This is a genomic window from Actinoplanes sp. NPDC024001, from assembly GCF_040638955.1.
Classification (GTDB): Bacteria; Actinomycetota; Actinomycetes; order Mycobacteriales; family Micromonosporaceae; genus Actinoplanes.
In genome coordinates this window covers 1-13,943 of the sequence record NZ_JBEZZB010000038.1, presented here as the reverse complement: position 1 = coordinate 13,943, position 13,943 = coordinate 1, and the positions used below count along the sequence as shown (strand labels likewise).

14 protein-coding genes are annotated in these 13,943 nt (G+C 72.5%); 9 read left to right on the top strand and 5 right to left on the bottom strand.

The window, feature by feature from the left end; translation table 11 throughout:
- The first annotated feature begins 6 nt into the window (after positions 1–6).
- The 5 genes from AB0F81_RS16955 to AB0F81_RS16935 all read left to right on the top strand — a co-directional run bounded on the left by AB0F81_RS16955 (position 7) and on the right by AB0F81_RS16935 (position 2,920).
- Complete coding sequence (locus AB0F81_RS16955; RefSeq protein ID WP_360197930.1) at positions 7–249, top strand: hypothetical protein; 243 nt, start codon at positions 7–9, stop codon at positions 247–249.
- A 132-nt stretch (positions 250–381) separates the two neighbouring features.
- On the top strand, positions 382–747 hold the full coding sequence (gene tatA, locus AB0F81_RS16950) for a Sec-independent protein translocase subunit TatA (protein ID WP_360197790.1): 366 nt from the start codon (positions 382–384) through the stop codon (positions 745–747).
- 9 nt (positions 748–756) lie between these two features.
- Positions 757–1,713 (top strand): twin-arginine translocase subunit TatC, encoded by a 957-nt coding sequence (gene tatC, locus AB0F81_RS16945; RefSeq protein WP_360197787.1) that lies wholly within the window; start codon positions 757–759, stop codon positions 1,711–1,713.
- Positions 1,714–1,790: 77 nt separating this feature from the next.
- Positions 1,791–2,690 carry a diacylglycerol kinase family protein gene (locus tag AB0F81_RS16940; RefSeq protein WP_360197784.1) on the top strand — a complete coding sequence of 300 codons (900 nt, stop codon included), beginning with the start codon at positions 1,791–1,793 and terminating at the stop codon, positions 2,688–2,690.
- A gap of 41 nt (positions 2,691–2,731) precedes the next feature.
- Positions 2,732–2,920: a hypothetical protein gene (locus AB0F81_RS16935; protein ID WP_360197782.1), complete on the top strand. Its 189-nt coding sequence runs from the start codon at positions 2,732–2,734 to the stop codon at positions 2,918–2,920.
- A 65-nt stretch (positions 2,921–2,985) separates the two neighbouring features.
- On the opposite strand, the gene AB0F81_RS16930 is transcribed toward AB0F81_RS16935, so the two are convergent.
- Positions 2,986–3,729: an HAD-IA family hydrolase gene (locus AB0F81_RS16930; RefSeq protein ID WP_360197780.1), complete on the bottom strand. Its 744-nt coding sequence runs from the start codon at positions 3,727–3,729 to the stop codon at positions 2,986–2,988.
- Between the two features lie 75 nt (positions 3,730–3,804).
- On the opposite strand from AB0F81_RS16930, the gene AB0F81_RS16925 reads away from it, so the two are divergent.
- The 3 genes from AB0F81_RS16925 to AB0F81_RS16915 all read left to right on the top strand — a co-directional run bounded on the left by AB0F81_RS16925 (position 3,805) and on the right by AB0F81_RS16915 (position 7,937).
- Positions 3,805–6,561, top strand: coding sequence for a DEAD/DEAH box helicase (locus AB0F81_RS16925; RefSeq protein WP_360197777.1), 2,757 nt, complete (start codon positions 3,805–3,807; stop codon positions 6,559–6,561).
- Positions 6,562–6,756: 195 nt separating this feature from the next.
- A complete protein-coding gene (locus AB0F81_RS16920; RefSeq protein WP_360197774.1) occupies positions 6,757–7,587 on the top strand; it encodes an ATP-binding protein in 831 nt (276 codons plus the stop codon).
- Positions 7,584–7,937, top strand: a complete 354-nt coding sequence (locus AB0F81_RS16915) for an STAS domain-containing protein (protein ID WP_360197771.1) — start codon at positions 7,584–7,586, stop codon at positions 7,935–7,937. Before AB0F81_RS16920 ends, AB0F81_RS16915 begins: the two co-directional genes overlap by 4 nt.
- 61 nt (positions 7,938–7,998) lie before the next feature.
- Here the strand turns inward: AB0F81_RS16915 and AB0F81_RS16910 are convergent, their stop codons facing one another.
- Positions 7,999–8,379, bottom strand: a complete 381-nt coding sequence (locus tag AB0F81_RS16910) for a VOC family protein (RefSeq protein ID WP_360197768.1) — start codon at positions 8,377–8,379, stop codon at positions 7,999–8,001.
- Between the two features lie 102 nt (positions 8,380–8,481).
- Here AB0F81_RS16910 and AB0F81_RS16905 point away from each other — a divergent pair, with 102 nt between their 5' ends.
- Positions 8,482–9,273 (top strand): inositol monophosphatase, encoded by a 792-nt coding sequence (locus AB0F81_RS16905; RefSeq protein ID WP_360197765.1) that lies wholly within the window; start codon positions 8,482–8,484, stop codon positions 9,271–9,273.
- Between the two features lie 366 nt (positions 9,274–9,639).
- On the opposite strand, the gene AB0F81_RS16900 is transcribed toward AB0F81_RS16905, so the two are convergent.
- The 3 genes from AB0F81_RS16900 to AB0F81_RS16890 all read right to left on the bottom strand — a co-directional run.
- Positions 9,640–10,866, bottom strand: a complete 1,227-nt coding sequence (locus tag AB0F81_RS16900) for an MFS transporter (protein WP_360197762.1) — start codon at positions 10,864–10,866, stop codon at positions 9,640–9,642.
- Positions 10,867–11,053: 187 nt separating this feature from the next.
- On the bottom strand, positions 11,054–11,887 hold the full coding sequence (locus AB0F81_RS16895) for an alpha/beta hydrolase (protein ID WP_360197759.1): 834 nt from the start codon (positions 11,885–11,887) through the stop codon (positions 11,054–11,056).
- Positions 11,888–11,942: 55 nt separating this feature from the next.
- A partial coding sequence (locus AB0F81_RS16890; RefSeq protein ID WP_360197756.1) for an NB-ARC domain-containing protein occupies positions 11,943–13,943 on the bottom strand: 2,001 nt, incomplete at its 5' end.

Genomic DNA, 13,943 nt, shown 5'->3' with positions numbered 1-13,943 from the left:
GTGGTCATGTGGGTTTGGATCGCCGTCGCGGCGATCGCGCTGTTCGTCCTGATCTCGATCGCCGTGCGGCTGCTCGGGCGGCTCTCCGAGCTGCGCCGTGCGGCGATGCGCCTGCAGCACCGGCAGGAGGAGGCCATGCGGCTGCAGGCCGGAGCGGAGACGCTCCAGGAGACGGTTCAGGCGCTCCAGCAGAAGGCTGAGCTGGCCCAGGGCAAGATCGCACAGATCCAGGCAGGGCGCGGCCGCTGAGGCGTTGTTCGCGCCCCGTTGTCCTGGACTTCTCAAGATCATAAGAATCCCAGGGCATCCGGCGGGCAACTTACCGGGAAACCACACGTACGATGGACCCCGCAACCTGATCCGACCGACTGGAGTCATCCCATGGGCATGCTCAAGCCATGGCACATCATCGTTCTCGTCGTGGTCCTCGTGCTGCTCTTCGGCGCGAAGCGGCTTCCTGACGCCGCCCGCTCGCTGGGTCGCTCGCTGCGGATCATCAAGGCGGAGACCAAGGGTCTGGTCGACGACAACGACGTGGCGGAGAAGGCCGAGCCGCAGCACAGCCGCACGCCGTTGCAGGGCGAGGTCCAGCAGCCCTACCAGCCGCAGCCGGGCTACCAGCAGCCGCAGCAGCAGGGCTACCAGCAGCCGCAGGGTTACCAGCAGGCGCCGCCGCCCGGTTACCAGCAGCAGCAGCCGCCGGCCCAGCCGTATGTTGACCCGGTGCAGCGCACCAACGACCGCTGACCCGGGCCGATGGCACTGAGCCTGCGCTTCAAGAAGGGACCCACCAAGTTCCAGCAGGCGGCAGACGGCTCGATGACGCTGATCGAGCACGTCCGGGAGTTGCGTAACCGCCTCTTCCTCGCGTCGCTCGGTCTGGTCGGCGGCCTGATCGTCGGCTTCATCCTGGCCGACGCCACGTTCGAGCTGCTCAAAGAGCCCTACTGCAGCCTGCCCAACGCGATCGACGCGGCCGGCAACTGCAAGTCGTTCGTGCAGCTCTCCCCGGCGACCGGCTTCATCATCAAGCTGAAGATCGCGCTGTGGGTCGGACTGGTGGTCAGCGCCCCGGTCTGGCTGTACCAGCTGTGGGCGTTCATCGCCCCGGGTCTGCACCGGCACGAGCGCAAGTGGGCGTATGTTTTCGTCGCCCTGGCCGCCCCGCTGTTCGCCGGCGGCGCCGTGCTGGCCTACGCGGTCGTCGACAAGGGCCTGTACTTCCTGCTCGAAGCCGGTGTGACCGGGACCGACACGACGCTCGAGGCCTCGGCCTACGTCGACTTCGTGACGAACATGATCCTGCTGTTCGGGGTCGCGTTCGAGTTCCCGCTGATCCTGCTGATGCTGAACTTCACCGGTGTGGCGACCGCCAAGCGGCTGCTCAGCTGGTGGCGGATCGTGGTGTTCCTGTCGTTCGCGTTCGCCGCGATCGCCACCCCCGACCCGGGCCCGTTCGGCATGACGCTGCTGGCCGCCTCGCTCTCCGCGCTGTACTTCGTGGCCGTCGGCGTGGCGTTCATCAACGACAAGCGCAAGGGCCGGGGCAAGGAGATCTACGCCGACCTCAACGACGACGAGATCTCGCCGCTCGCGGAGGAACGGGTGCCGGTCGGGGCGTCCGACCCGGTCGAGGCGCCCACCGCGATCGGCGCGCCCACCCCAGTCGAGCGGCCCGCCCCCTTGGAACGCCGCTTCGACGACATGACATAAGAAGCTTCTCCGCACCGCCCTGACGACCGCCGTGTGCCTGCGCACGGCGGTCGTCGCACGCTGTACCGTTCGCGGCTGTGACGAGCGACTTCATCGCGGTGCTGGCCAACCCCTCGGCGGGGCGCGGGCGGCATCGTGGCCTGCTGCCCGGGGTGGTGCAGGCGCTGGGCGCCGGCGGGCGGACCGTGCGGATCCTGGAGGCGGACACCGGGGCGCAGGCCGAGGTGGCCTGCCACCGGGCGGTCGATGAGGGCGCGGCGGCGGTGGTGGCGGTCGGCGGGGACGGGACGGTGCACCGGGCGTTGCAGGCGATTGCCGGGCGGCCGGTGGGGTTCGGCGTGGTGGCGGCGGGGACGGGCAACGACTTCGCGAGTGCGGTCGGCGTACCCCTCGATCCGATCAAGGCCGCGGAGATGATCAGCGCGGCGTTGCGTGCCGGGCGCGACCACCGCTTCGATCTGGCCCGCACCGAGAACGACCAGGGTGAGCGGCGCTGGTTCTGCGCCGTGCTGGCGGCGGGTTTCGACGCGCTCGTCAACGAGCGCGCCAACCGGATGCGGCGCCCGAAGGGCCCGCGCCGCTACGACCTGGCGATCATGCTGGAACTGGCCCGGCTGCGGGCGCGCGGTTACGTGGTGCACGCCGACGGCGTGCGGCACAGCTTCCCGGCGGAGATCGTCGCGGTGGGCAACTGTCCCAGTTACGGCGGGGGGATGCGGATCCTGCCGGACGCGGACCCGGCGGACGGGCTGCTCGACGTGATCTTCGCGGCGCCGCTGGGGCGGGTGCACCTGACCCGGCTCAAGCCGCGGCTGCGGCACGGCACCCACGTCACCGACCCGCGGGTCACCGTGCTGCGGGCGCGCCAGGTGCGGATCGAGGCCGAGGGCATCATCGGGTACGCGGACGGTGAGCGCCTCGGAGCGCTGCCGCTGGAGGTCACCTGCGTTCCGGGTGCGGTCCGGTTGCTGCGCTGAGTTGGGGGTCAGATTTCCGCCGGCGGGCCGAACTGACTGGCATGACCAACACGATCGGTAGCAACTCCTCGATGGCTTCGATGGCGTCTTCGGTCTTCGGCAGCGCCCGGCAGGTGTTCAAGGCGGTGGCCGACGCGGCCTCCGCCCCCGATGCCGGTGACAAGCAGGTGGCCGCTGAGGCGGCCGCGAAGCGGGGCCGGCGCGGCACCGTGCTCGACTGCTACGCCTGAACCTTCCGCGCCTTCAGGGCGCGCAGCCGGCGCCGCCTCTCAGGGCGCGCAGCCGGCGCCGGCTCTCAGGGCGCGCAGCCGGCCAGGGCGAGAGTGGCGCCGAGGCCGTTGGCCCGGCCCGGCTCGGCGGCCGGCAGGACCAGGGCGGCGCAACCCGCCCGGACCGCCCCCGCGTCGGCCGGGGTGTCGCCCACCATCAGGGTCCGTTCCGGATCAACGCCCAGCATGCCGCAGGCCCGCAGGAAGATGGCCGGGTCCGGCTTGGTGCGGCCGATCTCGAAACTCAGTGCGTACGCGTCGATCAGCTCGTCCAGGCCCCACGCGGCGAAGTGCGGGCGGATGTCGAAGCCGATGTTGCTGACCACGGCGACCTTGATCCCGGCGTCGTGCAGCTTGCGCAGGGTCGGTTCGGTGTCCGGGTAGGGCAGCCAGCCGTCCGCGCTGAGCAGCCGGTCGTACAGGGCGTCGGCGAGGCCCTCCACGTCGGTGTGCACGGTCGAGGCCAGCCCGGTGTAGGCGGCGCGGTGACTGTGTGCGTACAGGTCGCGGTCGGCCCAGTGCTCGGCCAGATGCGGGGGAACCCGGTGCGGCAGGGGCCCGCCGGCCCGGCCGGCGGTCAGCAGCCGGTCCGCCAGGATGGTCGCCCGGCCCCGGTCGAGCTCCGCGCCGCAGGCCGCCGCAGCCGCGACGACCCAGGTCAGCGGGTCTTCCACCTGGGCCAGTGTGCCGTGGAAGTCGAACAGCACGGCCTCGACCGGACGTACGGTGTGGGGAGGGTGTTCGAAGGCATCCGGCACGCGTTGCACCATACCTATCCGGCCCGACCCGCCCGACGGCCACCACCGTGTCGCAAAGTGTCACATCCACGAACTAGCCTGGTGGTCATGACGAGTCCCGCCGAAAGGTATGCGGAATCCAAGCGGCGGGCGGCGCGGGCCGCGCAGTTCCCGGCCCTCGAGGATTTCATGCTCGACGTCGGCTTCGACCTCGATGACTTCCAGCGCGAGGCGTGCGAGGTCGTGGAGCGCGGCAGCGGGGTGCTGGTCTGCGCGCCGACCGGCGCCGGCAAGACCGTGGTCGGCGAGTTCGCGGTGCACCTGGCGCTGCGCTCGGGGGAGCGCAAGTGCTTCTACACCACGCCGATCAAGGCGCTCTCCAACCAGAAATACCACGATCTCGTGCAGCGCCACGGCGCCGACAAGGTCGGCCTGCTCACCGGCGACAACGCGATCAACGGCGACGCCCCGGTGGTGGTGATGACCACCGAGGTGCTGCGCAACATGCTCTACTCCGGCTCCGACCAGCTGCGCGGCCTGGCCTATGTGGTGATGGACGAGGTGCACTACCTCGCCGACCGGTTCCGTGGCGCGGTCTGGGAAGAGGTGATCATCCACCTCCCGTCGTCGGTGACCCTGGTGTCGCTGTCGGCCACGGTCAGCAACTACGAGGAGTTCGCCGACTGGCTGGTCACCGTCCGCGGCGAGACCCAGGTGGTGGTCAGCGAGCACCGGCCGGTGCCGCTCTGGCAGCACATGCTCGTCGGCCGGCGGATGTTCGACCTGTTCCACGACGCCGACGCGGCCAAGAAACACGACGTGCACCCCGAGCTGCTGCGTTACACGCGGGAGATGGAGCGCCGGCTCGAGTTCACCGACCGGGCCGTCGGGCGTGGCGGCGGTGGCCGCGGCCGGCGCTGGACCCCGCCGCCGCGCGCCGAGGTGGTCGACCGGCTGGAGCGGGCCGGGCTGTTGCCGGCCATCCTGTTCATCTTCAGCCGGGCCGGCTGCGACGCCGCCGTGCAGCAGTGCCTCGCCGCCGGGCTGCGGCTCACCGACCCCGACGAGCGCGCCGAGATCCGCCGCATCGTGTCGGCCAAGGTGGCCAGCATCCCCGCCGAGGACCTGTCGGTGCTGGGTTACTGGGAGTGGCTCGACGGGCTGGAGCGCGGGGTCGCCGCGCACCACGCCGGCATGCTGCCCGCCTTCAAGGAGGCGGTCGAGGAGTGCTTCGTCCAGGGGCTGGTCAAGGCGGTCTTCGCCACCGAGACGCTGGCGCTGGGCATCAACATGCCGGCCCGCTGCGTGGTGCTGGAGCGCCTGGTCAAATACAACGGTGAGGCGCACGTCGACCTCACCCCGGGGGAGTACACGCAGCTAACCGGCCGGGCCGGGCGGCGTGGCATCGACGTCGAGGGGCACGCGGTGGTGCTGTGGAGCCCCGACGTGGACCCGCGGCACGTGGCGGGGCTCGCGTCCACCCGGACCTATCCGCTGCGGTCGTCGTTCCGGCCGTCGTACAACATGGCCGTCAACCTGGTCGGCAGCGTCGGGGCGGAGAAATCGCGCGAACTGCTCGAGTCGTCGTTCGCCCAGTTCCAGGCCGACCGGTCGGTGGTCGGGCTGGCCCGGCAGGTGCAGCGCAACGTCGAGACCATGCAGACGTACGGTGAGGACGCCGCCTGCCACCACGGCGACTTCGACGAGTACTTCGGGATCCGGGTGGCGATCGCCGACCGGGAGAAAGCCCTCGCCCGGCAGGGTGTGGCGCAGCGCCGCTCGGCCGCCGTCGACTCGCTGGAGAAACTGCGCGTCGGTGACGTGATCCGGGTGCCGCAGGGGCGCCGGGCCGGGCTGGCCGTGGTGCTCGAGCCGTCGGCCAGCGGGTTCGGTGAGCCGCGGCCGCTGGTGCTCACCCAGGACCGGTGGGCCGGGCGGGTCAGCCCCGGCGACTTCGGTGGTGCGGTCGAGGTGCTCGCCCGGTTGCGGGTGCCGCGCAACTTCAACCACCGTTCGCCGGGCGCCCGCCGTGACCTGGCCGCCCAGATCGCCTCGACCGGCCTGGACCGGCACCCCGACCGGCGGCGCGCCGGCCGCAGCAAGGGCAACCCGGGGGAGGACGCCGAGGTCGCCCTGCTCAAGGTGCGGCTGCGCCAGCACCCGTGCCACGCCTGCCCGGAGCGGGAGGACCACGCCCGCTGGGCCGAGCGCCGGCACCGCCTGCAGCGCGACACCCAGGCGCTGCGCGACAAGGTGGCCGGGCGGACCGGATCGCTGGCCCGCACCTTCGACGAGGTCTGCGCGGTGCTCTCGGCCCGGGGCTATCTCTCCGCCGACGGCGAGGTGACCGAGGCCGGCCGGATGCTCGGCCGGATCTGGTCGGAAGCCGATCTGCTGGTCGCCGAGTGCCTGCGCCAGGGCGTCTGGGACGGGCTGGCCCCCGAGGAGCTGGCCGCGGCGGTCTCCATGGTGCTCTACGAGTCGCGTCGCGAGGGCGAGGACCGGGCGTCGGTGCCGAAGGGACCGATCACCGCCGCGGTGGACGCCTGCGCCAAGCTGTGGGGCGAGATCGCCGCCGACGAGAGCGAGCACGGGCTGACGCTGACCCGCGAGCCCGACCCGGGCTTCGTCTGGCCGATGTACCGCTGGGCCCGCGGCGAGCCGCTCGCCCGGGTGCTGGCCAGCGGCCATCAGTACGACGCGGACATGCCGGCCGGTGACTTCGTGCGGTGGGCGCGGCAGGTGCTCGACCTGCTCGGGCAGATCCGGGAGGCGGCGGCCGCCTCGCCGAGCGTGAAGGAGACCGCGCGCAAGGCGGTCAAGGCGGTCAACCGGGGAGTGCTGGCTCTGCAGAGTGGTCTGTAAGGGGCCTTTTTGTCCGTGATGGCGGGCTTCCGCATCGCGGATGGTGAATCTCCGTTGACGAGATCTTCCGGATAAATCAAGAATTGCGGCGGCACCATTGAGGGTTGTTCGCGACGTAAGAGACCAAAATGATCTCCATAGTCGCGAATGTGTCCCATCGGCACCGCTGAATGCGCTTGCCGGGAGAAGGGGATCATGAGCGCGGGCTCGCCGCATCTGATCGGGTGGTCCGGTGACGCAGTGGCCGACTCCGTCCTGGCCGTCATCGACGCCGACACTGCGGTCATCGAGTTCTCCGTCTGGGGGCAGTGGGACCGCTCACTGTCCACCCAGGCGCGCATCGTGCTGGACAAGTGCCTGGCCGAGCATCCCACCGGTCTGCTCATCGACCTGCACGAGCTCGGGGACCCGCACGCGGTCAGCGCCCCACTGTGGCTGACCGCCTGCGCGCAGGCCGCCGCGATGCAGCCGCCGGTGGCGATCGCGCTCTGCGCCCGGGCGAACACGCCGCTGGCCCGGCGGCTCAGCCGGCTCGGCGCCCGCGACTGGCTCGTCCTCTACGCGACCATCGCGCAGGCCCGGGCCGCTCTCACCGGCCGCCGCGTCGTGCACGACCGGATGCACCTCGCGCTGCCGCCCGACCCGGCCGCCGCGATCCAGGCCCGCGCCCTCGTCGAGGACGCCTGCCGCTGCTGGCACCTGCCCGACCTGCGCCGGCGTGCCCAGCTGGTCGTCTCCGAGCTGGTGGTCAACGCGGCCGAGCACGCCGGCACCGACATCGAAGTGATCGTGTCGCTGCGCGGCTCCGGCGCCGGGGCCTCGCTGCACCTGGCCGTCTACGACGGCGATGTGATCCTGCCCCGGCTGCGCGACCCGATCGCCGGCCCGCTCGGCCCGTCCCTCACCGACCGCGGGCTCGGGCTGCGCATCGTGGGAGCCGCCGCCTCCGACTGGGGCGCGCTTCCGGCTCGCAGTGGCAAACTGGTCTGGGCGATCATTCGCAGCCGTCCGGAGGTTCCCGCATGAGCGGTGTCCGCCCCACCAGCACCCGGATCGCCGGCTCGCGCGACGGCGACCGGCTGCTGATCACGCTGCAGGGCAGCCTCGACGCGATGTCGGTCAGCGCGCTGCAGTCGCAGCTCTACGACCTGACCCAGGTGCACGACCTGATCGGGCTCGGGGTGCCGGTCCGGCAGATCCACATCGACCTGGCCGGAGTGGACTTCTGCGACGCCGCCGGGCTGCGCATGCTGCTGGCGGCGCGGCGGGTGGCGGAGGCACGGCAGGCGACCTGCCATCTGCACGGGCCGCAGCCGCACCTGCGGTGGCTGCTGCGGGCCACCCGGGCAGCGGACCTGTTCCACCTGGAAGCTTGACGGTCATCGCCAAGCGCGGTGATCGGCTCCACCTGGAGGCTTGACGCTCCGGGGTGCCGGGTCAGGGCCAGGTGCGGTGATCGGCGTCGAACAGGGCCCGGTCGCTCTGCACCGGGACCACACAGACCAGGTGGCCGCCCGGCGCGCGCAGCGTCGTGAAGCCGTCCTTGTCGGCGACCACCTCGGCGCCCAGGCCGATCAGGCGGGCCCGCTCGGCCGGCACGTCGTCGGTCTCGATGTCCAGGTGGTGGCGGGCCGGCCCGTCGATCGCCTGTACGTCCACGCTGAAACCGGGCACCGCGCCGTGGAGCTGGATGAACTCCTCCTCGCCGGGCACCGGCCGGGCCGGCGCACCCAGCGCCGCCGACCAGAACGTCGCCGCGGCGTCGGCCTCGGCGAGTGGAGTGTCGATGAACAGACCGAAAACGCGGCTGCGATGCATGATCGGACTCTACGGGGCGAGTCCGCTGTTACCGCAATCTTGCCGAGACGTTCTTCCGTCACTCGGCCCTCCCTGCAACCCGCGCCCGGCAGGATGGGGATCATGGACGACGATCTCTCCCTGGCGAAGTCCGCCGCCCTCGCCGGCGCGGCCGAGGCGATGCGGCACTTCGCCGCCCTGGCCGACCTGCCCCGTGAGATGAAAGCCGACGGCTCCGTGGTGACCCTGGCGGACCGTGCCGTCGAAGCCACCATCCGGGACGTGCTGACGGCCGCCCGGCCCGCCGACGCGATCCTCGGCGAGGAAGAGGGCGAGACCAGCGGCAGCGGCGGCCGGCGCTGGATCATCGACCCGATCGACGGGACCGCCCTGTTCGTCGCCGGCGACCAGCGCTGGCTGGTGCTCGTCGCCCTGGAGGAACAGGGCGAGATCACCGCGGGCGTGGCGGTCGTGCCGGCGATGGACCGCGTGTGGTGGGCCGGGCGCGGCACCGGCGCCTACGAGGGCCGCCTCAGCGGCGGCCGCATCGTCGACGAGACCCGGATCCACGTCGCCGCGTGCGCCTCCCGCGAGGTCGCCGGCAGCCGCCTCGGCGTCGTGCCGGACTGGGACCGGGAAGTCGCCGAACCGCTCATCGCGCTCGCCGACGAACAGCACTGGCCGTTGCACCCGCCGCTGATGATCGCCCGCGGCGAGCTGGACCTGGCCGTGCAGACCTGCGGCCAGATCTGGGACTTCGCCGCCACCTCGCTGATCATCACCGAGGCGGGTGGGCACTACCGTGGCCTCTACGGCCGCGTCGGGCCGGGCGCGGGGCCGTCCCTCTTCGCCGCCAACGCGGAACTGCGCGATGAGGCGCTGAGCGCGGTCAACGCCGCCCCCGCCCGCAGCTGACCCGCCATGGACCAATGCGGTGAGCGGGGCGGCCATGCCGCTCGCGCCGTGGACCAGTGCGGTGAGTGGGCCGGCCATGCCGCTCCCGCTCGCGGTTGAGCCGCCAGGGACCGGCGCGGTTAGCGGGCGGGCCAGGACGGCGCCGACGATCGCGGATCGGGCTCTGCGGGGCGCCGTTGGGGACGGCGGTTCGCTAGCGATCGCGCCTGGCTGCCTCCGGAGCTGGAGAGCTGGGCGCAGGGGCAGGGCGCGGAGCGCCCCGCCCCTGCGGGGTTGCGGGTTGAGCGTGCGGTGATGCTTACGCCCGGCGGGCGCGGTGGAGTGCTGGTGGTCGCAGCCGGTCGCGGGGGAGCAACGGGGCTGTGGTCAGGCGTACGACGAAGGGGTTGCGGCTGACGCGTGCCGCAAAGGGCGCCAGGCGAGGATGGCGATCGCCGCCATGGCGGCGGCGGCCAGCCAGAAAGGCGTGGTGAGGCCCCAGACGCCGGCCAGCAGGCCGCCGATGAGGGAGCCGACGGCGGCCGCGCCGCCGGATTCGAGCAGGGCGTAGACGCTGCCCACGCGGCCCAGCAGGTGCGTGGGAACCAGCCGTTGGCGCAGCGTGGCCACCGTGATGCCCCAGATCATGCCGTGCGTGCTGAACAGGATCAGCGCCGCGGCGGCGACCAGGGGAGTGGTGGTCCAGGCCAGGGTGGCGTGGACCAGGGCCTCGGCGATCAGGTCGGCGCGCAGGACCGCGGTGGCGCCGACCCGCCTGGTGAGCGGGACGGCGATCAGGGAGCCCAGCAGGCCGCCCACCGCGAAGGCGATGAGCAGGAAACCGTAGCCGATCTCGGAGAGGCCCAGACGTTGCTGGGCGTAGAGGACGAAGACGGCGAATGCAGCGCAGAACACGATGTTGCTCAGGCCCATGGCGACCGCGGTGGTGCGCAGCACCGGATGGCGCCACAGCCAGCGCAGACCTTCGCTGATCTCGGTACGCAGGCGGCGGCGTGGGGCCGGGGGCGGCGGCGGGATCGGTGGCAGGGCCGTTACCAGGGCCGCCGAGATGAGGTAGGTGAGGGCGGGCAGACCGAACGAGAGGGCCGCGGCCACGCCGAAGAGCCAGGCGCCGAACGGCTTGGCGGCGAACTGGTTGATCACGGTGAAGGTGGCGCCCAGGCGGGCGTTGGCGCGGTCCAGGTGCTGCGGGGCGACGACGGCGGGCAGCAGCGCGCCGGCGGCGGTGTCGGCGGCGGTCTCGGCGCAGCCGAGCAGGAAGAGGACGGCGTAGATCAGCCAGACGGTGGCGTTGCCGGTGGCCGTGGCGGCAGCGAGCACGATCAGCGCGCCGGCGCGGACCAGGTTGACCGCGGTGATCAGGCGGCGGCGGTCCAGGCGGTCCACGTAGGCGCCGCTGATCAGGCCGAACAGCAGCCACGGCAGCTGGCCGGCGATGGCGCCGCCGGCGATCAGGGTGGGGTTGCCGGTGACCGAGACGAGCAGGAGCGGGCCGGCCACCATGATGACCCCGTCGCCCAGGTTGGAGACCGCCGACGCGGTCCACAGACGGGTGAAGCCCGCGCCGAGGCGCGGGTGAAGAAGGGTACGCAAAAGAGCTCCTCGAGCCAGAACGGAAACGGTCGGCGAGGAGCAGAGACCACCAGAGGTCAGCTGGCGGCGTGCCCTCGCGGCGAGATGGCGACCGTGTCCATGTCGAGGCGCATGTCCCACTCCTCACGTCGGCTGAGGTTGGGGACAGGGTAGACGGAGCCCCCCGGTCTCCGCCTACCCTTTTCCCTCAGGCGGCGTAGCTGTTCAGGAACGCCAGCAGGTCGCCGTTGAGCTGGTCCTTGTGGGTGTCGGTGATGCCGTGCGGGGCGCCCGGGTAGACGATCAGCTCGGCGCCCTTCACCAGCGCCGCGGACGCCTTGCCGCCGACCTCGATCGGCACCACCTGGTCGTCGTCGCCGTGCACCACCAGCGTCGGGATGTCGAACTTCGCCAGGTCGTCGCGGAAGTCGGTGGCCGAGAAGGCGGCGACGCACTCGTAGGTGTTGCGGTGCCCGGCGGCCATGCCCTGCAGCCAGAAGGCGTCGCGCATGCCCTGCGAGACGTTCGCGCCGGGCCGGTTGTTGCCGAAGAACGGGCCGTCGGCGAAGTCGCGGTACAGCTGCGAGCGGTCCTTCAGCGAACCGGCGCGGATGCCGTCGAAGACCGCCAGGGGCAGCCCGCCCGGGTTGTCCTCGGTCTGCAGCATCAGCGGCGGCACGGCCGAGACCAGGACGGCCTGGGCGACGCGGGCGGTGCCGTACGTGCCGATGTAGCGGGTGATCTCGCCGCCACCGGTGGAGAAGCCGATCAGCGTGACGTCGCGCAGGTCCAGGCTGTCCATCAGGAAGGCGAGGTCGGCGGCGTACGTGTCCATCTCGTTGCCGTGCCAGGTCTGGGTGGACCGGCCGTGCCCGCGCCGGTCGTGCGCGATGACCCGGTAGCCGTTCTCGGCGAGGAAGAGCTGCTGCGACTCCCAGCTGTCCGAGTTCAGCGGCCAGCCGTGGCTGAGCACGACCGGGCGGCCGGTGCCCCAGTCCTTGTAGTAGATGTCGGTGCCGTCAGGGGTCTTGAGGAAGCTCATGGTGATCATGCAACCAGCGCGGGCGGGCCCGGACCACGCAGGAAATTACGCAGAACTACCGGGCGTCGAGCGCGGCCAGCCCGGACCGGGCCAGCTCGACGCCCTTGGCGAACAGGCTGTCCTCGAGGAGTTCCAGCGCCCGGGTGAGGTCGGAGCGGGCCTCGGCGGCCGCGCCGAGCGCGGCCCGCGCCCGGCCGAGGGTCAGGTGCACCTGGCCCAGCATGCTGGTGTCGGTGAACTCCCGGGCGAGCGGCAGCGCCAGCTGGGCCTCCCGGTACGCCTCCGGCCAGCGTTCGAGATCGGCCAGGACCTCCGCGGCGAAGGTGTGCGCGCCGGCCCGGGCGGACATCGCGGGCATCCGGTCGACCGGCCGCCGGTCCAGTTCCACCAGCGTCCGCCGGAACATCGCCAGGGCCTCCTCCCGGCGCCCCAGGCTCGCCAGCAACAGGCCGATGCCCTGGAAGTGCTGCACGTAGTGGTTGTGGTCACCGACCTCGGCGGAGAGCCGTTGCGCCCCCAGGTAGGCGTCGAGGGCCTCCTCGTTGCGCCCGGCGAACCGCCAGGCGGTCCCGGCGTAGGTGAGGGCCCAGGCCTGTTCCGGCCGGTCGCCGATCTGCACGGCCAGCCGGTACGCCGTCATCGCGATCTCGGCGCCCTCGGCGGGGCGGCGGGCGCCGTGCGTGGCGGCCCAGGCGAGATAGTTGAGGTGGGTGACCTCCGGGCCGCGGTCGGGCAGCCGGGCTGCGGCGGCGCTGGACAGGCCGTAGACCTCGTACCAGCCGGCCCAGAAGACCAGTTTGTCGGAGAACCAGTGCATGGCTTCGGCCACGTCGACGACGAGCTGGTCGTTCGTGGCCGACCGCAGGGCGGCGAGCCAGTTGTACCGCTCCGCCCGTAGCCAGGCCTCCGCCTCGTCCGCGCTGGTCAGCGGCACCAGGCCGGTCCAGCTCGGCGGCGGCGCGCCGTAACCGGGCTCGAACCAGCGGCCGGCGACGATCGCGGTCTCCAGCAGCCAGTCGGTCAGCCGCTCGGCGGTGGCGGCGCGGGTGCCCGGTGGCTCCTCGATGCGCAGGCGTTCCGCGGCGTACAGGCGGATCAGGTCGTGGAAGCGGTAGCGGTCGGTGCCGTGGTGCTCGAGCAGCCCCAGCTCGACCAGCTCGTCCAGCCCGTCGATGGCCTCCAGGGGGCTGATCTCGGCGAGCACCGCCGCGATCTCCGGCGAGAACGAGACGTCCGGTACGTGCGCCAGCCGCCGGAACAGCGCGCGGGCCGCGTCGGGGAGCTGGGCGTGGGAGAGCGCGAAGGCCGCCGCCACCCCGGTGTCGCCGACGGTCAGGGCGGCCAGCCGGCGGTCGGCGTCGGCGAGCCGGGCTACCAGGTGGGCCACCGTCCAGCCGGGCCGGGTGGCGAGCCGGGTCCCGGCGATCCGCAGCGCCAGCGGCAGGTGCCCGCAGAGCCGGGAGACCGCACCGACCTCGCCGGCCGGCACCCCGGCGGCCTGGACCGCGATCGAGCGCAGCAGGGTGGCCGACTCGTCCGGGCTGAGCGGCTCCAGCCCGATGCGCAGCACCCCTTCCAGCCCGCCGAGGACACGCCGGCTGGTCACCACGGCGACGCCGGGACCGTCCGCGGGCAGCAGCGGGCGCAGCTGGGCCTCGCTGCCGGCGTTGTCGAGCACCAGCAGGCAGCGCCGGGACCGCAGCACGGCCCGCAGCTGGCTGGCGCGTTCCTCGTTCGACTCGGCGATGCGCCGCGGGCTCACCTCGAGCGCCCGCAGCAGGCGGACCAGGGCCTCGCCGGTGTCCACCGGCTCGGCGTCGGTGCCGCGCAGGTCGAGGTAGAACTGCCCGTCCGGGAAGTCGGTGCGCAACCGGTCGGCGAGCCGCACCGCGAACGCGGTCTTGCCCAGCCCGGCCTGGCCGTGCACCACCAGCACCGGCGCCGGCCCGGGGCCGCTCCCGACGGCGTGCCGCCGGGCCAGGTCGAGCTCGGCCGAGCGGCCGACGAAGTCGGTGACGGCGCGCGGCAGCTCGCACAGCCGGGGCCGGCCGGCGGC